This is a genomic window from Aminobacter anthyllidis (genome assembly GCF_018555685.1).
Classification (GTDB): domain Bacteria; phylum Pseudomonadota; class Alphaproteobacteria; order Rhizobiales; family Rhizobiaceae; genus Aminobacter; species Aminobacter anthyllidis.
In genome coordinates this window covers 358,226-379,990 of sequence record NZ_JAFLWW010000003.1, presented here as the reverse complement: position 1 = coordinate 379,990, position 21,765 = coordinate 358,226, and the positions used below count along the sequence as shown (strand labels likewise).

The 21,765-nt window shown below is 63.7% G+C and carries 23 protein-coding genes and 1 other RNA gene; 12 read left to right on the top strand and 12 right to left on the bottom strand.

Annotated features, from left to right (window positions below; translation table 11 throughout):
- The first annotated feature begins 122 nt into the window (after positions 1–122).
- The 4 genes from J1C56_RS11510 to J1C56_RS11495 all read left to right on the top strand — a co-directional run bounded on the left by J1C56_RS11510 (position 123) and on the right by J1C56_RS11495 (position 2,372).
- Complete coding sequence (locus J1C56_RS11510; RefSeq protein WP_214389139.1) at positions 123–605, top strand: CreA family protein; 483 nt, start codon at positions 123–125, stop codon at positions 603–605.
- Positions 606–641: 36 nt separating this feature from the next.
- Entirely contained in the window at positions 642–1,283 is a 642-nt protein-coding gene (locus tag J1C56_RS11505) for a DapH/DapD/GlmU-related protein (RefSeq protein ID WP_214389137.1), read from the top strand.
- 74 nt (positions 1,284–1,357) lie between these two features.
- Entirely contained in the window at positions 1,358–1,732 is a 375-nt protein-coding gene (locus tag J1C56_RS11500; RefSeq protein WP_214389135.1) for a low affinity iron permease family protein, read from the top strand.
- A 334-nt stretch (positions 1,733–2,066) separates the two neighbouring features.
- Complete coding sequence (locus tag J1C56_RS11495) at positions 2,067–2,372, top strand: hypothetical protein (RefSeq protein WP_214389133.1); 306 nt, start codon at positions 2,067–2,069, stop codon at positions 2,370–2,372.
- Positions 2,373–2,597: 225 nt separating this feature from the next.
- Here the strand turns inward: J1C56_RS11495 and J1C56_RS11490 are convergent, their stop codons facing one another.
- On the bottom strand, positions 2,598–2,789 hold the full coding sequence (locus J1C56_RS11490) for a DUF1059 domain-containing protein (protein WP_214389132.1): 192 nt from the start codon (positions 2,787–2,789) through the stop codon (positions 2,598–2,600).
- Between the two features lie 365 nt (positions 2,790–3,154).
- Positions 3,155–5,653 (bottom strand): ATP-dependent helicase, encoded by a 2,499-nt coding sequence (locus J1C56_RS11485; protein WP_214389129.1) that lies wholly within the window; start codon positions 5,651–5,653, stop codon positions 3,155–3,157.
- A gap of 268 nt (positions 5,654–5,921) precedes the next feature.
- Between J1C56_RS11485 and J1C56_RS11480 the strand changes: the two genes are divergently transcribed.
- Complete coding sequence (locus J1C56_RS11480; RefSeq protein ID WP_214389127.1) at positions 5,922–6,464, top strand: glyoxalase superfamily protein; 543 nt, start codon at positions 5,922–5,924, stop codon at positions 6,462–6,464.
- Positions 6,465–6,637: 173 nt separating this feature from the next.
- A complete protein-coding gene (locus J1C56_RS11475; RefSeq protein ID WP_246591314.1) occupies positions 6,638–7,516 on the top strand; it encodes a dienelactone hydrolase family protein in 879 nt (292 codons plus the stop codon).
- Positions 7,517–7,560: 44 nt separating this feature from the next.
- Here the strand turns inward: J1C56_RS11475 and J1C56_RS11470 are convergent, their stop codons facing one another.
- Positions 7,561–7,758, bottom strand: a complete 198-nt coding sequence (locus tag J1C56_RS11470) for a hypothetical protein (protein ID WP_067960475.1) — start codon at positions 7,756–7,758, stop codon at positions 7,561–7,563.
- Positions 7,759–7,937: 179 nt separating this feature from the next.
- Positions 7,938–8,417 carry a thioesterase family protein gene (locus J1C56_RS11465; RefSeq protein WP_246591313.1) on the bottom strand — a complete coding sequence of 160 codons (480 nt, stop codon included), beginning with the start codon at positions 8,415–8,417 and terminating at the stop codon, positions 7,938–7,940.
- A 208-nt stretch (positions 8,418–8,625) separates the two neighbouring features.
- Between J1C56_RS11465 and J1C56_RS11460 the strand changes: the two genes are divergently transcribed.
- The 4 genes from J1C56_RS11460 to J1C56_RS11445 all read left to right on the top strand — a co-directional run bounded on the left by J1C56_RS11460 (position 8,626) and on the right by J1C56_RS11445 (position 15,440).
- The gene (locus tag J1C56_RS11460) at positions 8,626–10,041 is read left to right on the top strand and encodes an FAD-binding oxidoreductase (protein ID WP_214389125.1); all 1,416 of its coding nucleotides are present in this window, start codon (positions 8,626–8,628) and stop codon (positions 10,039–10,041) included.
- A gap of 165 nt (positions 10,042–10,206) precedes the next feature.
- Positions 10,207–10,659, top strand: coding sequence for a GNAT family N-acetyltransferase (locus tag J1C56_RS11455; protein ID WP_214389123.1), 453 nt, complete (start codon positions 10,207–10,209; stop codon positions 10,657–10,659).
- Between the two features lie 91 nt (positions 10,660–10,750).
- Positions 10,751–11,275: a hypothetical protein gene (locus J1C56_RS11450; RefSeq protein WP_214389121.1), complete on the top strand. Its 525-nt coding sequence runs from the start codon at positions 10,751–10,753 to the stop codon at positions 11,273–11,275.
- A gap of 211 nt (positions 11,276–11,486) precedes the next feature.
- Positions 11,487–15,440: an AsmA family protein gene (locus J1C56_RS11445; protein WP_214389119.1), complete on the top strand. Its 3,954-nt coding sequence runs from the start codon at positions 11,487–11,489 to the stop codon at positions 15,438–15,440.
- A gap of 38 nt (positions 15,441–15,478) precedes the next feature.
- On the opposite strand, the gene J1C56_RS11440 is transcribed toward J1C56_RS11445, so the two are convergent.
- The 6 genes from J1C56_RS11440 to J1C56_RS11415 form a co-directional block, all read right to left on the bottom strand.
- On the bottom strand, positions 15,479–15,784 hold the full coding sequence (locus J1C56_RS11440; protein WP_214389117.1) for a BrnA antitoxin family protein: 306 nt from the start codon (positions 15,782–15,784) through the stop codon (positions 15,479–15,481).
- Complete coding sequence (locus J1C56_RS11435) at positions 15,781–16,029, bottom strand: BrnT family toxin (protein ID WP_214389108.1); 249 nt, start codon at positions 16,027–16,029, stop codon at positions 15,781–15,783. The genes J1C56_RS11440 and J1C56_RS11435 overlap by 4 nt, the downstream gene beginning before the upstream one ends.
- 101 nt (positions 16,030–16,130) lie before the next feature.
- A complete protein-coding gene (locus J1C56_RS11430) occupies positions 16,131–16,364 on the bottom strand; it encodes a ribbon-helix-helix domain-containing protein (protein WP_214389106.1) in 234 nt (77 codons plus the stop codon).
- Positions 16,361–16,558, bottom strand: coding sequence for a DUF4169 family protein (locus tag J1C56_RS11425; protein WP_214389104.1), 198 nt, complete (start codon positions 16,556–16,558; stop codon positions 16,361–16,363). The genes J1C56_RS11430 and J1C56_RS11425 overlap by 4 nt, the downstream gene beginning before the upstream one ends.
- Positions 16,559–16,574: 16 nt before the next feature.
- Positions 16,575–17,114: an SspB family protein gene (locus tag J1C56_RS11420; protein WP_214389102.1), complete on the bottom strand. Its 540-nt coding sequence runs from the start codon at positions 17,112–17,114 to the stop codon at positions 16,575–16,577.
- A gap of 153 nt (positions 17,115–17,267) precedes the next feature.
- Entirely contained in the window at positions 17,268–17,921 is a 654-nt protein-coding gene (locus J1C56_RS11415) for a TetR/AcrR family transcriptional regulator (RefSeq protein WP_214389100.1), read from the bottom strand.
- Positions 17,922–18,090: 169 nt separating this feature from the next.
- On the opposite strand from J1C56_RS11415, the gene J1C56_RS11410 reads away from it, so the two are divergent.
- Together J1C56_RS11410 and J1C56_RS11405 are read left to right on the top strand one after the other, a co-directional pair.
- Positions 18,091–19,299 carry a multidrug effflux MFS transporter gene (locus J1C56_RS11410; protein ID WP_214389098.1) on the top strand — a complete coding sequence of 403 codons (1,209 nt, stop codon included), beginning with the start codon at positions 18,091–18,093 and terminating at the stop codon, positions 19,297–19,299.
- Positions 19,300–19,484: 185 nt separating this feature from the next.
- Positions 19,485–20,630, top strand: a complete 1,146-nt coding sequence (locus tag J1C56_RS11405; protein ID WP_214389096.1) for a GGDEF domain-containing protein — start codon at positions 19,485–19,487, stop codon at positions 20,628–20,630.
- A gap of 9 nt (positions 20,631–20,639) precedes the next feature.
- Here the strand turns inward: J1C56_RS11405 and J1C56_RS11400 are convergent, their stop codons facing one another.
- Together J1C56_RS11400 and ssrA are read right to left on the bottom strand one after the other, a co-directional pair.
- A complete protein-coding gene (locus J1C56_RS11400; protein WP_214389094.1) occupies positions 20,640–21,191 on the bottom strand; it encodes an AAA family ATPase in 552 nt (183 codons plus the stop codon).
- 117 nt (positions 21,192–21,308) lie between these two features.
- Positions 21,309–21,669, bottom strand: a transfer-messenger RNA (tmRNA) gene (gene ssrA / locus J1C56_RS11395).
- Positions 21,670–21,765: the final 96 nt, after the last annotated feature.

Sequence of the window (21,765 nt, the reverse complement as noted above, 5' to 3'; positions counted from 1 at the left end):
CATGTTGACGCTCTCATTCGTCCACAAAACACCATTTCGCGAGTGAGATGCCTGGCTGTTGCCTTGCATCGGGCGATCGGCTGACCCAAGTGTTGGCGACTGCACCATTCCAGGAGGCTTTCATGCGGCGTGCCCTTTCCATACTTGCCACGACAGTTGTGCTGGGTTCACCCGCGATCGCCCAGCAGGTCGGCGAGGTTGGCGTCGACTGGCTCGGCAACGACATCATCGTCGAGGCGATCAAGGACCCGAAGGTCGAGGGCGTCACCTGCCACGTCTCTTATTTCGACCGCGGCGTGATCGACCGGCTGCAAAAGGGCAACTGGTTCGAGAACCCGTCTGATTCCGCCATTTCGTGCCAGCAGACGGGGCCGATCAGCATTGGCGAGATCGACCTGAGCCAGGAAGGCGAGGAGGTGTTCAAGCAGGGCATCAGCCTGATCTGGAAAGAGCAGGTGGTGAACCGCATCTACGACAAGAAGAACGAGACGCTGATCTATCTCGCCCATTCGCGCCAGGTGCAGGACGGTTCGGCCAAGATGTCGATGACGACGGTGCCGCTCTATGGCCAGAACGTCGTCTGGACCAAGGGCAAGCCGCAATAGCTTGCGAGGTCGATGGCGCGGGCGTAAATCCCGCTGATGGACACTCCCGCCGACCTGCGCTTCAAGGATGACGAGCCGCGCATCCACCCGACATCCGAGCTGAAGGGCTGCCGGCTCGGCCGTCATGTGTCTGTGGGCGAGCGCGTCGTGCTGCGCGAGGTCGTGGTCGGCGACTATTCCTATTTCGAGCGCCACGCCGAGGCGATCTACACTAGCATCGGCAAGTTCTGCTCGATCGCCGCCAACAGCCGCATCAATGCCCTCGAACACCCGATGGAGCGGCTGACCACGCACAAGGTGAGCTACCGGCCCAACGAATATTTCCGCTATCTCGGCGTCGACAACGAGTTTCGCGAGCGCCGCAGGGCCAAGCCGGTGACGATCGGCCACGATGTGTGGATCGGCCACGGCGCGGTGATCATGCCCGGCGTGGCCATCGGCAATGGTGCTGTGATCGGGGCGAATGCGGTGGTGACCAGGGATGTCGCGCCGTTCGAAATCTTCGCCGGCGTGCCGGCCAAGCGGCTGAAGATGCGGTTTCCCGAGGAGATCATTGCCCGCATCGAGGCGCTGGCCTGGTGGGACTGGCCGCGCGAAAGGCTGTTCGAGGCGATCCCCGACATGCAGGGCCTGCCGATCGAGGCGTTCTTGGAGCGCTGGGAGAATACCGCTTCTTGACGAATCCAAGCCACTCGGCACGGAACCGCGAGTGGATGTCGATTGTTTTCCTTCGCCAATTGAAGGAATTTTCGATGTTCGAGAAGGTTTTCACCAGGATCGCCAACAAGGTGGCCTATGCGGCCGGCTTGCCACCGACCTTCGCCGCTTGTTGCCTCATCGTTGTCGTCTGGGCGGTGTCCGGCCCGCTGTTCGGCTTCTCCGATACCTGGCAGCTGGTCATCAACACCGGCACGACCATCGTCACCTTCCTGATGGTGTTCCTGATCCAGAACACGCAGAACCGCGATGGTGCCGCGATCCAGGCCAAGCTCGACGAGTTGATCAGGGTCAGCACCGGCCACAATCATTTCATCGGCATCGAGCACCTGACCGAGACCGAGGTCGAGGAAATCCGGCGCAAATGCGAAGACGCGGCGAAGAGGCAGGACAAACGAGCGAAGGCGTGAGCGCTTCCGAGGCAGGTCGCGGGCGTCATCCCGGGCGAGCGCAGCGAGACCCGGGATGACGGCGTTGGTGATGGCGACTATCGCTGCCGAGTTCGTCTTCCCATCCTTCGACAGGCTCAGGATGAGGGGGAGCCAAGTTTCTTCACCGCCACGCCCGCCTTCGCGTCCGCAACCGCATTCGTTGGCGGCGCGAGGTTTGGGAACAAACCATGCGCGGAACCATTCCTGCTCCAGGTGTGGATGCACTTTCCACGCAGGAGCTTTCGGCTGTCCTGACCGGTTGACGATTTCCCCTGTCGGGAACAAGATTGTGGCGGGTTGGGTATCGAGTAGCGTGACTGATTGGCTGGACATCCTCAGAGAGCAGGCCGAGACCGGCGCCGAGATGGCGCGAGAGGTTCCGGCGACGCTCGCCAATCCCGACATCAGCCGCGACCAGGTGAAGAAGCTGTTTGCAGCGCTCGAGCAGCAGGCCGAGTTCGTCGAGAAATTGCGGCGGGTGCTCGAGGCCAATGACTTCGAGCCCGAGGTGCTGGTGGCGGCCGAAAAGCTAGAGGATCGTTATGCTGAACTCGCAGCATCGGCAGCCGAACGGCTGAAGGCGATGCGCCGCGCCGACGGGCCGGCGCACCGGCAATAGTAGGGACACCCGCCTCACCACTCTCAAACGACAGGCGGGATGGGCCCAAGCGGTAATGCGTATCTCAAACGACAAGCGCAAAGGGCCCAAGCGGCACAGCGTTTGGCCACGTCGGCTCTGCCGCGCGCGAAACCCTCAAAAGCTGGCCGGGGTGGCCGCGAAGCAGCAGCCACCCCGGGACTTTGCGTTGCAGAGCCCCGGCACCGTGCCAAAGCGCCAGCAAAATCAGGCCGGTGGCGAGCCGACGTGAATGGCTTTCCTGACCTCGGCGCGGAAATCGGGCGTGTCGTGCTCGCCATGCACGGCAACCGCATGCTGGACGGCTGCGTTGATAAGTTCGTCCTCGCTGTCGGCCGCGATCGCGACCGTGCATTTCATTTCGCTCGGGAATTCTCGGCAATCGATATATCTGCGCATCGTCTTCGCCTCCCTGCGATTTTGAATTAGCGCAACCTAATGTTATTCCTGCACATGCGAGGCAGCAAGTGGCGCGCGCCAGCATGCCCCTTGCCGACGTTCATGCCGGCAAGCTGCAAAAGGCAGGACCGGAGCTGGCGTTTGGGCGGGGCGGTCAGCCACCCGGTGAGCAACCTTCAGGGCAGTTGGCGGGCGTGTGGGACAGCAGCGCTAGTTGTCGTTTTCATGCGACTGCTGTGTCCTGGCATCGCGTGCGCAGCGTGAACGAGGAGATGCTCGGCAGTTTCTTGCAGATTTCGTGCAGAGGGCGGGTTGGTTGGAAAGCTTGGCGGGCGCGGGGGCACTCGGATCGGAGATGTGAAACCTCACACCGGGTTCACAAACCCATCCAGCACCTTCTTCTGGCCGGCCTTGTCGAAGTCGATTGTCAGCTTGTTGCCGTCGACGACCGAAACGTTGCCGTTGCCGAATTTCTGGTGGAACACCCGGTCACCGACATTGAAACGCGAAGGCTCCGTGGCGACCGATTTTGCCACCAGCTCGCCCTCGATCATGCGGCCCTTGACCGAGCCGCGGCCGGCGCCAAAGCCGGAATCGGTCTCGCCATAGCCGATGCGCTCGACCGAATGGCCGGAGCGCGAGCCCCAGTTGCGGTCGGTGGCTTCGGTGCGGTTTGCCTGCGCGCGCTGCCAGCCCGGCGTCGCATAAGTGTTGGAGAAGGACTTTTCGCCGACGCTGTCGAAACGCGAAGCTCCGTAGGGATTCTGCCGGCCACCACCATAACCGCCATAGGAATTGCCGGCATCCGCCACCTCGACATGCGCCTCTGGCAGCTCGTCGAGGAAGCGCGAGGGGATTGTCGTCTGCCACAGGCCGTGGATGCGGCGGTTGGAGACGAACCACAGATGCAGGTTCTTCTTGGCGCGGGTCAGGCCGACATAAGCGAGGCGGCGCTCTTCCTCCAGGCCCGAGCGGCCGCCTTCGTCGAGCGCGCGCTGGTGCGGGAACAGGCCTTCCTCCCAGCCGGGCAGGAACACGGTTTCGAATTCCAGGCCCTTGGCCGAGTGCAGCGTCATGATGTTGACGGCGTCGAGCTCCTCGTTCTTGTCGGCGTCCATGACGAGCGCGACATGCTCGAGGAACGAGCGCAAGGACTCGTATTCCTCCATCGAGCGGATGAGTTCCTTGAGGTTTTCGAGCCGGCCCGGCGCTTCGGCCGAGCGGTCGTTCTTCCACATGTCGGTGTAGCCGCTCTCTTCGAGAATGGTCTCGGCGAGTTCGTTGTGGGGCGTATTGTCGAGCGCCTTTTGCCAGCGTTCGAAATTGGCGGCGACCTCGCGAAGCGCGGCACGCGGCTTGGGCTTGAGTTCGTCGCTTTCGGCGAGGTTGCGGGCGGCTTCGAGCATCGGCACGCCAAGGGCGCGCGCGGTGTCGTGGATCTGGCGGATGGCTGCCTCGCCGAGGCCGCGCTTGGGTATGTTGACGATGCGCTCGAAGGCGAGGTCGTCGGCACCCTGGGCGACGACGCGGAAATAGGCCATGGCGTCGCGGATTTCCTGGCGCTCGTAAAAGCGCGGGCCGCCGACGACGCGGTAGTTGACGCCAAGGGTGACGAAGCGGTCTTCGAACTCGCGCATCTGGAACGAGGCGCGGACGAGGATCGCCATGTCGTTGAGGTTGTGCTTCTGGCGCTGCAGCTGCTCGATGGTCTCGCCGACGGCGCGGGCTTCCTCCTCGGAATCCCAGGCGGCGTGGACATTGACCTTGCCGTCTTCGGGGTCGTTGCGATCGGTGAACAGCGTCTTGCCGAAGCGGCCCTCATTGTGGGCGATGAGATGGGATGCGGCACCGAGGATATGGGCGGTGGAGCGATAGTTACGCTCGAGCCTTATGACGACGGCGCCCGGAAAATCCTTGTCGAAGCGCAGGATGTTGTCGACCTCGGCACCACGCCAGCCATAGATCGACTGGTCGTCGTCGCCGACGCAGCAGACATTTTTCTGGCCTGGCGCGCCGGTTTCCTGGGCGAGCAGCCGCAGCCACATGTACTGCGCGGTGTTGGTGTCCTGGTACTCGTCGACGAGTATGTATTTGAAGCGCTTCTGGTATTCCTTCAGCACGTCAGGATAGGCGCGGAAGATGCGGATCGGATGGCACAACAGATCGCCGAAGTCGCAGGCGTTCAGCGTCTGCAGCCGGTCCTGATAGGCCTTGTAGAGCTCGCGGCCCTTGCCGTTGGCGAAGGCGCGGGCGTCGCCCTCGGGGATTTCCGCCGGGCCGAGGCCCTTGTTCTTCCAGCCGTCGATCATCATGGCGAACTGGCGCGCCGGCCAGCGCTTGTCGTCGAGGCCCTCGGCCTGGATCAGCTGCTTGATCAGGCGGATGACGTCGTCGGTGTCCAAAATGGTGAAATCGGAGCGCAGGTTGGCCAGTTCGGCATGGCGGCGCAGCATCTTGACGCCGATGGAGTGGAAGGTGCCGAGCCAGGGCATGCCCTCGACGGCTTCGCCGACCAGCAGGCCGATGCGCTGCTTCATCTCGCGCGCGGCCTTGTTGGTGAAGGTGACGGCGAGGATCTGGCTGGGGTAGGCGCGGCCCTGGCTGAGGATATGGGCGATGCGGGTGGTGAGCACGCGCGTCTTGCCGGTGCCGGCACCTGCGAGCACCAGGACAGGGCCCTCGGTGGTCTCGACGGCGAGGCGCTGCTCGGGGTTCAGGCCCTTGAGATAGTCGGGCGCGACAGGCGCCTGGCGCGCGGCCATGGCGCGCGCGGCGATACCGCTGGGCGCAGGCGTGCTGGCGGGCCGGGACGGCATTGCGCCGGGCTCGTCGAAAAAGGGCATGTCGTCCGGAAAGTCTGACATTTGTCCCGAATGTAGTGATTCGGGGCGGAAAGGCCAGAAGCGTCTCCGTTTTGTTCTGGTTTGTGGCGGGGAAAGTGACGGTCTTGACCCTGCCGCCGCCGCTTTGCTAGCGTGGCTGACGGCTTGATGCGGCCTGCAGCCCGCGCCCCGACAAGGGGTATGGCGAACACATCGGACGCTTCCGTCACCTGATCCATAGGGATGGTGAGAGCATCGGCAATGCGGGCACTGATGGTATTTCTCGCCACAACCCGAGGGTCGGAAGATCATGCGAACCTATCGTGACGCCAAGGCGATGGCGAAAGCCATGCGCGAAGCGCTTGCCCTAAAAAACCTCGATGTCAGCCATAGCGAGGCACTGGAGATCGTCGCCAGGCAATTCGGCGTCGAGACCTGGAACATCTTGGCGAGCAAGCTGGAAAAACCGGAGGATGTTGCCGCTGGCGGGGTCAGCTTCACCCAGCCGGTGCCGATCTTCCGCATCTTCGACGAGGACAAGGCGAGGGGCTTCTACGCAGGCTTCCTCGACTGCGCCGTCGACTGGGAGCATCGCTTCCATCCCGGCGCGCCGCTGTACTGCCAGGTGTCGCGCGGTGGCCTGAAGCTGCATCTGTCGGAGCATTCCGGCGACGCCAGCCCGGGCGCGACAGCGGTCTGCTACATGAAGGGCGTGGAAGCGTTCCAGAAGGGGCTGATCGCCAAGAACTACAAATACAACCGCCCGGGCCTGCAGCATCAGGACTGGGGGCTGGAGTGCGAGGTGATCGACCCGTTCGGCAATCGCATCCGCTTCATGGAAAGCCAGGACTGAGCCAACGACGGCTTTCGAGGGCATCCTTGCGCCGCACGGCGCGGGGATGCTTCTGATTTGCCATTGTCAGGCGCTCTTCACGCAAGCGTGAAGACAACTACAGCAACCGTGAACCCAACTACATCTGCATACGTTAAGCTCGCTGGAATGACAGGCAAAAATGGGAGCGAGCCATGACAAGACCCGCCATCACCCAGGCGATGATCGATGCCTATGACGAATACACCCACCTGACGCTCGACCGGCGCGGCTTCATGGAGAAGCTGACCAAGCTTGCCGGCTCGGGCGCCGCCGCGGCGGCGATCGCGCCGCTGCTCTCGGCCAGCCAGGCACGTGCCGCGATCGTTGCCGACGACGACAAGCGGCTCAAGGCCGAGGACATCGCCTATCCCGGCGGCTCGGGCGAGATGAAGGGCTATCTCGTCCAGCCGGCCGAGAACGCCGGCAAGCTGCCGGCCGTCATCGTCATCCACGAGAACAGGGGCCTCAACCCGCATATCCGCGACGTGGCGCGGCGCATCGCGCTCGAAGGCTTCGTCGCACTGGCGCCAGACTACCTGTCGCCGCTGGGCGGCACGCCGCCGGACGAGGAGAAGGCGCGCGAAATGTTCGGCCAGCTGGATGCCGCTCAGACGGTGGCCAACGGCGTGGCGACGGTGGCCTTTCTGAAAGGCCATGAGCGCGGCAACGGCAAGGTCGGCGCTGTCGGCTTCTGCTGGGGCGGCGGCACGGTCAACCTGCTCGCCGTCAACGCGCCGGACCTCGGCGCCGGCGTCGCCTATTATGGTGCGCAGCCCAAGGACGAGGCAGCGATCGCCAACATCAAAGCGGCACTTTTGCTGCACTATGCCGGCAAGGACGATCGCATCAATGCCGGCATCGACGCCTACAAGGCGGCGCTGGAAAAGGCAGGCAAGGACTTCCAGGTATTCGTCTATGACGGCGCCCAGCACGCCTTCAACAACGACACCTCGGAGGCCCGCTACAACAAGGAAGCGGCTGAGCTGGCCTGGGGGCGTACCGTGGCGTTCTTCAAGGAAAAGCTTGCCTGATCAGGCAAGCGGCGAAGGCGCGGCTGGCGCGCCTTTCGGCCGCTTCAGGCCACGCCGCGCTTGGAGCGGGCCTGGCGCAGGATGACGCGCCAGCGCAGCATCTCGATCGGGATCGGCCGGTTGTTGTTGGCGATCTCGAACAGCTCGTTGTTGATGTTGCGAAGCGAACGCCAGAAGTCGTAGTCGCTGATGCGGGGGTCGCAGGCGAGCTTGTTGGCCGTTGCTTCGATGTCAGTGTGCATGCCTTGCCTCAAGCCGTCCGGTGCCCGCCGCCGCGACTCAACTTCGCTTGCGTGGGATTGTCGGAGGGCAGCGAGGGGCGATCAACGAACCTCAGGCTGTGGCGCAGGTTATGAACAGGTAAGGTTAACCGCCTGTGGCTCTGGGGCCACTATGCGGGCTTCCGCCCGCCCGGAAGCCACTATGCGGGCTTGCGCCTGATGCCGATCGAGCGGCCGGCGCGCTCGGGCATCGGCAATGCGGCGTGCGCCGCGCGCATGGCATCGAGGGCGGCCATGATGTCTTGAGGGAAAGGCGCGACCTTCGGGCCGTTCATGTCGACATGGAGCGACAGGGTCTCCGACGTCGCCGACAGCCAGCCGTCGACATGATGCAGTTCCTGGTAGACCCGGAAACGCTTCTCGTCGTGGTCGAGCAGGTGGAAAGTGGCGGTGACCTTGTCGCCAAGGTGCAGTTCCCTGACGTAGCAGACATGGATCTCGGCGGTGTAGGTGGTGAGCTTGCGGTCGCGGGCGTAGGCCGCGCCCATGCCGAGCAGGTCGAGCGCCTCCTCGCCGCCGCGGTCGAACAGCACGTTGTAATAGGCCATGTTCATGTGGCCGTTGTAGTCGAGCCAGGCTTGGTCGACCTCCATGAGGCTCGAGACGAACGGGACTGGCATGGACGATCCTCTTCGACTTGGCAGCGCCGCGCGTCCGGCAGGACGTGCAAAGGACGCTGTCACACTTTAAGTTTGTGCATGATCCTTTCCGAAAATCCCGATTTTCGGGGTCATGCACGGCGGCGCTGGACAAACTGCCGGGGCTGGCAGATTACCGCAGCATAAGGTGCCGGCAAGGCGCCAGGCTGTTCCAAACGCGGAGGAAAAGATGGCTCTGAGCGACCTGAAGGCGATGGCGCGGAACGAGGAGGGCATCGCGGCTGCGCTGGGCATCCTCAAGCAGCAGTTCGGCGAGCGCTTCCAGACCGGCCAGTCGATCCGCGAGCAGCATGGCCACACCACGACCTATCTGCCCAACCAGGCGCCCGATGGCGTGGTGTTCGCCGAAAGCACGGCCGACGTGCAGGAGGTGGTGCGGGTTTGCGCCGAACACCGCGTGCCGGTCATCGCCTTCGGCACCGGCACCTCGCTCGAAGGCCATGTCAACGCGCCGGCGGGCGGCATTTCGGTCGACACCTCGCGCATGGACAAGGTGATTTCGGTCAATGCCGACGACCTTGACTGCACGGTTCAGGCGGGCGTGACGCGCGAGGCGCTGAACAGCTATCTGCGCGACACCGGCCTGTTTTTCCCGATCGATCCCGGCGCCAATGCCAGCCTCGGCGGCATGGCGGCGACGCGGGCCTCGGGCACCAATGCGGTGCGCTACGGCACGATGCGCGAGAACGTGCTGTCGCTTCGGGCGGTGATGGCCGACGGCAGCGAGGTGGTTACTTCGCACCGCGCGCGCAAAAGTTCTGCCGGCTACGATTTGACCAGGCTTCTGGTCGGTTCGGAAGGCACGCTTGGCATCATCACCGAGGTGACGCTCAAGCTGCAGGGCATTCCGCAGGCGATTTCGGGCGGTGTCTGCCCGTTCCCGACCGTGGAGGCGGCGTGCCAGGCGGTCATCACCACGATCCAGATGGGCATTCCGGTGGCGCGGATCGAACTGGTCAACGCGCTGCAGATGCGGGCGATGAAGAACTATTCGAAGCTCGATTACCCTGAAAGCCCGTGCCTGTTCCTCGAATTCCACGGTTCCGACGCCAGCGTTGCCGAACAGGCGGAGAGCTTTGGCGAGATCGCGGCCGAATATGGCGGCGGGCCGTTCCTTTGGACCACTGTCGCCGAGGAACGGGCGAAGCTGTGGAAGGCACGCCACGACGCCTATTGGGCGTCGCAGACGCTGAGGCCGGGCTCACGCGCGCTGTCGACGGACGCCTGCGTGCCGATCTCCAGGCTCGCCGAGTGCATCGCCGAGACCGAGGCCGACATCGCTCGGCTGGGGCTGGTCGCGCCGATCGTCGGACATGTCGGCGACGGCAATTTCCACACGCTGGTGCTTATGGATCCGAACGATCCGGCAGACATCGGCCGTGCCGAGGAGTTCGTGAAGCGGCTGGCCGAACGGGCGATATCGATGGATGGCACCTCGACCGGCGAGCATGGCATCGGCCAGGGCAAGATGGGGCTTATGCAGCGCGAGCACGGCCATGGCGTTTCGGTGATGCGGGCGATCAAGGCCGCACTCGATCCGCTGAATATTCTCAACCCGGGCAAGGTCTTGCCTGCGGCAGAGTAGGCGTTGACTGGCTGAGGCGGTGCTGCTAGTTCGGCGCCGTCCAACAAGGGATTTTATGCGCAGAGACTTCCATCGCTGAAGCGTCGGCCAAGTGCTGATGGGCCGAGAGGCCAAAGCGGGCGCTTGCGCGCCTTTCTCTGATACGCAAATTCCTAGGATAATTCCATGACACACGCTCACGGCGCGACGATACGCGCCTATTCCGACACGGCCGATCGCGACTGCCTGGCCGACATCTGGCTTGAGGCTTCGCGGATCGGTCATCCATTCCTGACAGAGACGGATCTGACCGGACAACTGGCCAAGGTGCGGGACATCTACCTGCCGCAGGCGGAGAACTGGGTGGCCGAGATCGACGGCCGGCCGGCCGGCTTCATCGGCCTGATCGACAGCTTCATCGGCGGGCTGTTCGTCGACCCGGCAACCCATGGCCACGGCCTCGGCAAGGCGTTGGTGCTGCATGCGGCGAAACTGAAGGGTTCGCTCGACGTCGAGGTCTATGCCGACAACGAAGCGGCGGTGGCCTTCTACAACCGCATCGGCTTTGCGGAAACGCTCAGGCACGACCAGGACGACGAGGGGCGGCCGCTCAAGGTGATCCGGATGCGCCGCCGCTAAGGTCGGCTTGACCCCGCCCTGGTTCGGGCGGACAGTCCGGTTGCCCCGCGCTTTTTGGGGCAACCGGACTGTGAAAGGCGAGGACCAGAACATGGCGGTTTCCAGGAAGCAGGAAGAACGAGCCCTCAGCGAAGACGAGTGGAAGCTGGTGCAGAATTCGCACCATCCGGTGGTGCAGGAGCTGTCGGATGCCGAGCTGCGCGACCTGTTGAAGGCGGTGCGCGAGCGGCGTGACCGGGCGCAGGGCGAGGCCAATCGCAAACGCCGCGAAATGCGTGGCAAGGCAGCGGCCAAGGGTGCGCAGCCGGCGACCAAGGACCACGGCACCAAGGCAAAGCTCGGCGTGCTGGCGATGAGCATGCGCAGGCTCAATGGCGAACATGAGCGACGGCGCCAGCTCGCCGCGCGCATCGATCTCGTCGAGAACGCGCGCCACGCCTTGGCGCTGAGCAAGGAAAAGAAGCCGGCCCGTGCCGCCGATTTCAACACGCGGCAAGCCCATCTCGGCATGCGGGCTGTCGAAAACGCCAAGGCCAAAAGCCTTGCCAGGCCGATGGAGCGCGGGCGCCTGCGCAAGGCGGCGGCGGTTTCACAAGCCAAGCGCGACGCAAAATAGAGAAATTCAGCTGATCTGAATCGCGGCGCATCCATTTGGGCCGCTTGCAGGGTCCGGCCACGATGGTCGGCCTGATGCGACGTGACCGCTTTTCGCGGGACAGGGCGTCGCGCGGCGTTGACGTGCTGCAGCGCACAGCCCAACATGCCACCAAATGACCACGCTCCTGCGCTTAGTCGCCTGGGACGCATGAAAGATTTGCCCCGAGGTAATGCTCGCTCGCCTGTTTGTCATATTCGGAGGACTGTTCGTACTGGCGCTGTGTGCGGGGCTGGTGGGGCCGTACTTTATCGACTGGTCGGGCTACAAGGCCGAATTCGAGCGCGAGGCCAGCGCCATACTCGGCCGCAAGGTTGTGGTGCAGGGCGAGGTGACGGCGCGGATCCTGCCGTTTCCCTCGGTCACGTTCTCCGATGTGATCGTCGGTGGCGGCACAGGCGGCAACAATGCGATGACCGTCGAGACATTTTCGATGGATGCGGAGCTTGCGCCGCTTTTGAGTGGCGAGTTCCTGATCTACGACATGCGGCTGGTGCGGCCGAAGGCGATCATCGACCTTGCCGCCGACGGGGTTGTCGACTGGGCGATTCGTCCGTCGGCGCCGTTCGACGCCAAGCAGATCTCGATCGAGAAGCTGACCATCACCGAAGGACAGGTGCGGCTGCGCCACGCGGCGAGCGGGCGCGAGCACCTGCTGTCGGAGATCAACACCTCGGTGTCGGCAAGGGCTCTGTCCGGTCCGTGGCGGGTCGACGGCTCGCTGCGCATCGACGGTATGAAGACCCAGCTGTCGGCTTCGACCGGCTCGGTCGATCCGACAGGCCAGATGCGGCTCAGGGTGCGGGCCGCGCCGGAACGCTACGGCTTCGTGGTCGAAAGCGACGGCAACGCCTCGATGGACAAGGGCAGGGCGCTCTATTCGGGCGGGTTCAGTGTCGTCGAGGCCCAGCCGGAGCCCGCGGCAGCCGCCGATGGCGAAAAGCCCAAACCGCCGGCGAAGCCAGTCGAGCCGGGCTTTCGGCTGAAAGGCAAGTTCGCGCTCGACCACGCCAAGCTCGGCGTCGAGGAGTTCCGCTTCGAAAGCGGTCCGCTGGATGATCCCTATACCGCCGACGGCACGGCCGAGGTCGATCTCGGCACCGAGCCGCATTTTGCGATTACCGCCAACGGCGCGCAGGTGCGTTTCGATGAGGCCGTGGGCGGCGAAAAGGCGGGCGGCCCAGGCTTTTCGATCCCGCAACGCCTGACGGCACTCGAAAAGGTACTGGTCGAGCTGCCGCGGCCTTCGATCCCGGGCACCGTCGAAGTCGACCTGCCGGCGGTTGTCGCCGGCGACACCACCGTGCGCGACGTTAAGCTTTCGGCGGAACCGGGCGAGGGCGGCTGGAAGCTGAAGTCGATGGCCGCGACGCTGCCCGGGCGCACGCGCCTGGAGGCCGATGGTTTCCTGCGCACCGAAGACAATCTGGGTTTCGACGGGCAGATGCTGCTGGCCGTCGGCCAGCCCTCGGGTTTTGCCGCCTGGGTGGCCAAGGACGTCGACGAGGCGGTGCGCAAGCTTCCGGCAGCGGGCTTCAAGGCCAAGGTCAGGCTGACGCGCGAGCAGCAGACGTTCGACGGCATCGAATTGATCCTCGGCAAGGCCAGGTTCACCGGCGAACTGGACAGCATGCTGCCCGATGATTCCAGGGCGTCGGTGATGATGAAACTCGATGGCGGCGAACTCGATCTCGACGGATTGCGTGCCTTTGCCTCGTTGTTCGTCACCGACCAGGGCGCCAACCGCTTCAGTGACGCCGATCTCGACCTTGCGGTGAAGGCGGGGCCGCTGAATTTTGCCGGTCTCAGCGCCGACACAGTCGACACCGCGCTCAGGCTGCGCGAGGGCGTGCTGGAGATCGACAAGCTCTCCGTTGGCGGACTGGCCGGGGCGTCGCTGAGCGCCACCGGGCGGATCAAGGATTTCCCCGAGGCACCGACAGGCAACCTGGATGCATCGGTGGTGGCCGTCGATCTCGCGCCATTGGTCGCCCTTGCCGCCAAGCAGGCGCCCGACAACAAATTGCTGAACGGGTTGGCTGCCCGCGCCGCAGCCTATCCCGGCCTGCTGGCCGACGCGCGGATCGACTTCGTCGCAAGTGCCGTCGACAATGGCGACAAGACGACGGGGATCGCGCTCAGCGGGCAGGGCGAGGCCGGCGGGTCGGATCTGCTTGCTACACTGTCGGCGCAGGCGATTCCGGGCGCGCTTGCAAGCTCGCAGCTGAAGCTCGAATTTTCCGCCCGCAACGAAGACGCCACCAGCCTGCTGGCGCTGGCGGGCTTGCCGGTGCTGCCGCTCGGCGTCACCGGGCCTGGGGAGCTTGCGCTTAGCGCGAAAGGTGCCGTGCAAAATGGCCTTGAAGTGGTTGCGAGCCTCAAGGGCGACGATGCCTCGGCAGGCTTTGCCGGCACTGTGGCGCTGCGCGACGGCATTCCGAGCCTGAAGGGACGGGCGACGCTGCAGGCCGCCGACCTCGAGCCATGGCTGATGACCTCGACGGTCACGCTGCCGGGCATGGGAACGGGCATGCAGGTGGAACTTGCCACCGATGCCAGCCTTGGCGGCGGGGTTCTGGCGCTCGACAGGCTCGACGGCACCGTCAATGAAGGGGCGGTGGTCGGCCATCTCAAGGCCGAGCTGAACAAGGGCCTGCCGCATCTCAGTGGTTCGCTCACCCTCGACGAACTGGACCTCAGGCCGTTTGCCGAAATGACGCTGGGTGCTACGGCACTGGAAAGCGGCGATGGGGCTTGGCCGACGGCTGCCTTTGCGCCGAAGCCGGTCGCGCCGTTCAGCGCCGACCTCGAAATCGTCGCAGGCACGCTTCTGGCCGAACCGCTGGCAACCGCCAATGATGCGGTGCTGGCGCTGCAGATCGACAGCCAGGCGCTCAGGCTTTCCAACATCAAGGCCAAGCTGTTTGGCGGCGATCTTGGCGGCCTCGTCGAACTCAAGAACAATGATGGCACGGCGTTCATTTCTGGCCAGCTGAAGCTCGACGGCATCGATGTCGCCGCGATGCCTTGGGCAGGCGAGGCCAGCGGCAAGGGCAATTTCTCGGCGACGCTGTCGGGCAGCGGCAAATCGGTCGAGGGCCTCGTCGCGTCGCTGTCCGGTTCGGGCACGGCCGATGTCGCTGGACTATCCTTGCCCGGCTTCAACCCCGATGCCTTCGCGCCGCTGATCGCCAAGGCGGACGCGCTGGGCCGCGACATCAATGCGGCACGCGTCGCCGAGTTCGCCCCCGGGATCGCGGGCGAGGGCAGCTTCGTCGCCGACAAGGCCGACGTCGCCTTCACCATTGCCGGCGGCATCCTGCGCGCGCCGCCGCTGACGCTGAAAAACCCGGCGGCGACGCTGAGTGCTGATCTTCGCGCCGACCTCAATGCCGGTGTCGTCGCTGCCAGCGGCTCGATCACCTATGCGCCCGGCAAGGAACAGCTGGTCGGATCGGAGCCGATGATGAACTTCGAGCTCGAAGGCGAGCCGGGAGCGACGGTCCAGCTGTTCGACAGCGCGCCTATGGCGCAGTTCCTGACCCAGCGCGCGCTGGAAAAGGAACAGGCGCGCGTCGAGGCGATGCAGGCGGTGCTGCTGGAAAAGCAGCGGCTGCGGCGCGAGACGCGTTATTTCGTGGCCCTCAAGGCGGAACGCGAGCGCATCGCCGAAGAGGCGCGACTGGCTGAGGAAGCGCGGATAAGGGCCGAGGAAGAGGCCAAGGCGAAAGCAGAGGCGGAGAGGCTGAAAGCCGAGCTGGAGGCCAAGGCAAAGGCGGAAGCTGAACGGTTGCGTGCAGAAGAAGAGCGGCGCGGCGCCGAGGCTGCCGAAAAGGCCAAAGCCGAAGCGGACAGAGAAAAAGCGCGGCTGCAAGCCGAGAAGGCACGCCGGGCCACGGAAGAGAAGGTGCGGCTCGAAGCCGAACGGAAAGCCAAGCTGGAGGCTGAAGCCGCCAAGCCTGCGGCGGAGGTCGAGCGGGCGCCGTTGCCGGAGGTCCGGCCTATGGATGCGCCTGTCGAAGCCGTGCCGGCATCACCCGCGCCGCCGCCTGCCGCCGCTCCGGTGAAGAAGAAGCTGGAGCCGCTCAGCCTCGACGATTTCTTCAAGTCGCTGCAGAGCCAATAGGCGGGCGGCCTCGGGCCGCGACGCCTGCCTTCGTCGTTTCAGCCGACCTTGGCGTTTTTCAGAATGTCGTTGATGCGGCTCTGCCAGCCTTTGCCGGTGGCCTTGAACTTGGCGATGACATCGGGATCGAGGCGGATGGAGACGACCTGCTTCGGGGCTTCGACCGCAGGGCGGCCGCGGGCACGGCGAATGCTTTCGGCCAGCTCGGGAAACACCTCGGCGAATGGCTTTGCGCTCTGGAGTTCTTCCGCCGTCCATTCCGGATTGTCGGACACTTCGTCCCAATCTTTCTTGGTGTAGCCATGGCCGGGCTCAAATTTCTTCTGCAACGTCTTTCCAGTCATTTGAGCGATTTCCTTTCCTCAGGGCTGGCTGTGCGCATCGATATGACCGACACGCCTTCGTTTCCCAGCCTGGCAAAAATCACGGCGATCGAACCGTCGGCAAAACGGCCTATGGCCTTGAACCGATTGGATTTTGCCGGTTGCACGACTGCACTCATGAAGAAATCGTCATCAAGCAAGGCAAAGTCGAAGCCGTGCTTTGCAAGATTGGCCAGCCGCTTTGGTTCGTCCCAGACGATCTTCATTAAATGTATTACGTTTAATGACCCCGGTCAACGACAAGTGTATTACGAAAAATGCAGGCTGCAACGCCGGGAACGTTGCCGGCAACGGGTGTGAGTTGGCGTCAGAGAGGGCTGGCTGAAGCGCCGCGCTTGGCCTGCTCCAGCACGAACAGCCTGAGCGCCGAGGAGAGGTTTGCCTCGCGCGGGCGCTGCGCGTCGACTTCGGCGACGAGAGCGGCAAGGGGGATGTTACGCGCAGCCGATATGGCGACGAGGTCGTCGTAGAACGGTTTTTCAAGCGAATAGCTGGTGCGGTGGCCGCGAATGGTCACCGAGCGCTTTTCGACGAGGCTCACCGGTCGGATTTCTCGGGATCGCGCTCGAGGCGATGGCCATCGACGAATTTGTCGGCGCGCTCCGATGTCAGCTGGTCGCGCTGCTTCTCGGCCTTGGTGCGGCCGTGTAAAGCGCGATTGCTATCGGCAAGCGTTTCGCGCTCGGTCCGCGCCTTCTGCTTCTTGAACTGGCGGAGATTGACGATGTCGGCCATGCGACCTCGCCCGGAGCTACTTCTTGCGGAAAGCGTCGAGCGAGACGACGTCGGCGCCCTTGCCGTGAGCGGGCTCTTCGACGGTTTCCTTCTCGGTCGTGCCGGCCTTTTTCTTCGGTGCGGGCTTGCGCTCGGCAGGCTTGACGACCGCGATGGGCTCAGGCTTGGCGGAGACCTCCTCGGGGGCGGCGACGGCCTCGGCCTTGACCTCGAATTCGAGTTCGAAGTTGACCGAAGGGTCATAGAAGCCGCGCACGGCGGAGAAGGGGATTTCGAGCTTTTCGGGAACGTCCGAGAAGGACAGGCCAACCTCGAAGCCGGTGTCGGTGACCTTGAGGTCCCAATACTGGAACTGGATGACGATCGTCATCTGCTCGGGATAACGCTCATGCAGGCGCGACGAGATACGCACGCCCGGCGCGCCGGTCATGAAGGTGATGAAGAAATGGTGGTTGCCCGGCAGGCCTGTGCGCGCGACTTCCGCCAGGACCTTGCGCATGACGCCACGCAGTGCCTCCTGGGCGAGAATGTCGTAGCGGATCTGGTCTTCGGCCATATGTAGATGCGGGTCCGATTGAATCGTCCTCCTACCTGTAATCAAGCTTGAGGCCGGCGTAAACCGGATATAATGCCGTATTTGAGGATTGGGATTCCAACCGACACTCGCCTTTCAGTCGCAGGCGGAAACCTATGTCGATGCAGCGCGAAATTATGCCGGGCGGGGCTTGCCGTAGGCGCGCAGGAAGCAGCGGACGGCGTTTGTTGCGGCAGCACGCAACTGCTCTTCCGAGACGGTGTCGCCGAAGATCATCGCCATCTGCAGGTCGGCATTGACGAGTGCCAGGAACTGGCGCGCGGCGACGTCGGGATCGTCGAGGTCGAGCCAGCCTGAAAGGGCGAGGCGGGCAAAACGCGCGGCAAGGGCTGCCCAGGTCTTGGCCGGGCCATGTTCGCGCCAGCCGGCAAACAAATCGGGATAGCGCTCGCCTTCGGTCTGCAGCAGCTTGCGCAGGAACTTGCCGTCGCGGTTGCACATGCAGTTCTGGTTGAGCCGCACGGCGAATTCGACCAGCTCCGCCTCGAGGTCGACCGGCTTGTCGGGGAAGGTGGCAAGGGTCTCGAAAACGCCCGCGTTGATGCGTTCGGTGATTTCCCGGACCACTGCGACGAGCAGATTCTCCTTATCGCCGTGATGATTGTAGACGGTCTGGCGCGACACGCCGGCTTCCGCGGCGATGAGGTCGATGTTGGCGCCGGCGAAGCCTTCACGACAGAAAACGCCAGCCGCGGCGTCGAGGATCGAGTGGCGCTTGGCAGTGTGGCTGCGGGTAACCGCGATGTCAGGAGCGATGGCAGGTGTCATGGAATTTTTATATACAGGTGATTGACGATTTGGACAAGTATGTCTAAAAATATGGACGTTGCACTGAGAAGCCGGTTCGGGAGGAGTCGGAATCTCGGTTTGCCGAACGTCCTTGGATTACACGTCGCCGTGTTTTCGCGGCGGAAACCAGATCCGAAAGAATCACGCCATGACACCCCAATTTCTCCGCGTAGCGGTCGTGCTCGGCCTTTTGTCGGCCATCGGCCCGTTTGCGATCGACATGTATCTTCCCGCGCTGCCGACGATCGGTGCCGACCTCAATGCCAGCACTGCCGCCGTGCAGATGAGCCTGCTCGTCTTCTTCCTGGCCATGGGCCTGGCGCAGATCGTCGTCGGCCCGATCTCCGACATGATCGGCCGCAAGGCGCCGCTCTATATCGGCCTTGTGCTGTTTGCCATCGGCGGCGTGGGGGCGGCACTCGCGCCCAACATCGAATGGCTCATCTTCTTCCGCGTCGTCCAGGGCCTGGGTGCTTCGGCGGGCATGGTCGTGCCGCGCGCCATCGTGCGTGACCTGCATACGGGCACCGAGGCCGCGCGCCTGATGTCGCTGTTGATGCTGGTGTTTTCGGTTTCTCCGATCCTGGCGCCGCTGACCGGCTCGCTTGTCATCGAGGGCTTTGGCTGGCGCGCCGTGTTCTGGGTCGTCACCGCTGCCGCGGTGCTTGCGCTAGTGCTGTTGTCGACGTCGCTGAAGGAAACCCGCCCCGTCGAACATCGCGCCGAAAGCTCGGTGCGCAGTGCGCTCAGCGGCTATCGTTTCCTGCTCGGCGATCGCAACTTCCTTGGCCTTACCTTCATCGGCGGCTTCGGCATCGCCAGCTTCTTCGTCTACCTCGCCAACTCGTCCTTCATCCTGATCGACCATTACGGCTTGTCGCCGTCGGTCTACAGCGTGTTCTTCTCGATCAATGCGGTGGCCTTCATCGGCATGTCGCAGCTGACGGGGCTTTTGACCGAGCGCTTCGGGCTGCAGCGCGTGGTGCGGGTCGCCGTTGTCGGTTACGCCACGATGATGGTCATTCTGCTGGCGGTGTTCGCCACGGGCGTCGACAGGCTCGACGTGCTCGCGGTGCTGCTGTTCATCGGCTACGGCTTCCTTGGCCTGGTCATCCCGACGACCTCGGTGCTGGCGATGGAAGAACATGGCGAGATTGCTGGCACTGCGTCCGCGCTGATGGGCACGCTGCACTTCGCCACCGGAGCTGTAGCCATGGCGGTGGCTGGCCTGTTCTTCGACGGCACCCCGATGCCGATGGTCTTCGGCATCACCATTTCCGCCGTCATCGCCTTCGTGCTGGCGCAGGTGACGCTCGGCCGCAGGCGTGAAGTGGCCGTCGAAGCGCCGGCGGAATGAAATCTGGCGGGGCCGGGCATTTTATCCGGCCCCGTTTCATAAGGCGTTCACCCCATCGTGCCCCTCGCGTGCAATGCCTCGCCTGCTTTCGCATAGTCTTGATATCGGCTTATTTACCTATGGGCCGGTAAGTCTCCCCAGGACCACCTGAAGTAGAGCGACAACGCCCGAGGCCAACGAAGAAATTGCAGTTCATCCCTTCTGCCTTGCTGCTTTTGTTTGCAGCGACGTTTTTCTGCATCTGGCTGCTCGAGCGCCAGCGTCAGCATTTGCTGCTGTTTTCGCTGGCCTTCCTGACGATCAGTGTGGCGACCGTCGCACAGCTGACGCTATGGCCGGCCGATATCGGCTACAACACCATCGTGACGGCATCGCTCTATTCGGCCGGGCCGCTGCTTCTCGTCGAGGGCGTGCTTGCGCGCTCCGGCAAGTCGATGCCGCTGGTCGAGCATGCCGCCTGGTTTGCCGGCATCGTTGGGGTGCTGGCCTCCTTCTACTACGTTCAAAACGACCTGCAGGTCCGTGTCTATGTGCTTAATTTCGGCATGGGCTGCATCTTCCTGAGCGGCGTCTGGAAGATCAGGCATCTGGTGCGCGGCAGCGTCATCGACCGGGCGATGCTATGGTTGCTGTCTGGTCTGGCGCTGACCTTCTTTGCCCGGACCATGCTCACGGGCGGTTCGGTTCCCACCGACAATATCGAAGCGTTCTTCGAATCCCAATTCTGGGTCTGGGCACAGTTCACCATGTCGGTTGTGGGCGTGGCGATGGGGCTTGCGCTGGTGGTGGTGGCAAGCGCCGACGTGATCCTGGCGCTGAAGGCGGAACGCGACAGCGATCCGCTGACGGGCCTGCTCAACCGTCGTGGCCTGCAGATGCGGGTGCCGCGCCTGCTTGCCCTGGTCAAGCGCAAGCCGATCGCCATCGTTGCCTGCGACATCGACCGCTTCAAGGGCATCAACGACCGCTTCGGCCACGCTGCCGGCGATGCCGTGCTTCAGACCTTTGCCGGCATCATCAAGTCAAAGCTGCGGGCGGGTGACATTGTGGCACGCACCGGCGGCGAAGAATTCGTCATCGTGATGAAGGACGCGCCGGTGGGCGATGCCTTCTTGTTGGCCGAACGACTGCGCCGCGCGATCGTCGACGTGCGCTTTGACGGGCTGCCGGCGGATTTCGCTGTCACCTGCAGCTTCGGCATTGCCGAACTCCATGACGGCGAAGGGCTTTGGGATGCCATCGGCCGCGCCGACAAGATCCTCTATGCCGCCAAGCGCGCCGGCCGCAACCGCACCTTTGCCGAAGGGGTGCAACTGCCGAACGCGGCCTGATTCGCCGGGTCAGGCGCTGGTGGCGTTGTCGAGCACGAAGGCCAGCCGTTCCTCGACTGGGGCCTTGGGGACCTCCACAAGCTCATAGCCGCAGGCGGCGTAGGTTTCGACCATGCTGGCATGGGTGCGCCGCGCTTCGTCATCGTCCTGCTTGCGCTCGCTGTCCCGTGCGAAGATTTCGGGCCAATGCGGCAGCACGAACACCTTGGAGTTGTAGCGGAATTCCTCGGCGGCCTTTTCTGCATGCGCTGCTACCTGCAGGCCGACGAGCCTGAGATAGCCGATGACGTCTGGAACACCCCGGTCGAAGAATACGGGGCCGGGCGTTGTCGCGGCGATCGCGTGCGAGCGCATCTCCCATGCCAGCATCAATTCGGCGAACAGCGCGCGGTCGTGCCAGGGCAGGGCGGTGCCCGAAATCGCCACCTGGTCCCTGATGATGCCGCGGCCTGCCTCGACGGAGGTGGCGAAGCCGGCCGCGGCGAGCCTATCGATCAATGTGGTCTTGCCCGAACCGGGACCACCGGTGAGCACGAAGAAGCGGTTGGAATCTCTGGACATGAAAGTCTCCGAATGAACGGGACCGGCCATGGGCAAGCCGACGGTGCCGGGATGAAGCCTGGCAACGGCAAACCGGCGTTGGCCGGCAATGACAATGTGAAGGGGATTTGGGAGAGAAGTGGAGGTTTCTGTTGCCAGGTACCTCCGAACCCCGCCTAGAAGTGCGAACCCCTAGGGCTTAATTTGAAGCTATCGCACAGCTTACGCTGCGAGACGTGCTTCCGCATAGTTGTCGTTTGCAACTACAAGTTTAGCCCGATAACGGTGGTACTATGCCGGGCAAAAGTCCGATCTTTACACCCTCGTCGATCCTATTTCGCCCCCAGCAAAAACCGTCGCTCGACTGCACGGCAGCTTTTGGTGGAGGCGCCGGGTACCGCCCCCGGGTCCGAATGGCTTATTTCATCGGCAGTTTATCGCCATAGTCAGACAAGCTGACGCTCCAGATATAAGGAGGCCGGGAGCAAAAGGAAAGGTCGGAACAGCAAGTCTTAGCCGCCATTCGCAACAGATTTATGAGACCACGCGAACTCGCAGGGTTGACTCGCGCGTTGCGCGAACCGAAGCTTCGGCC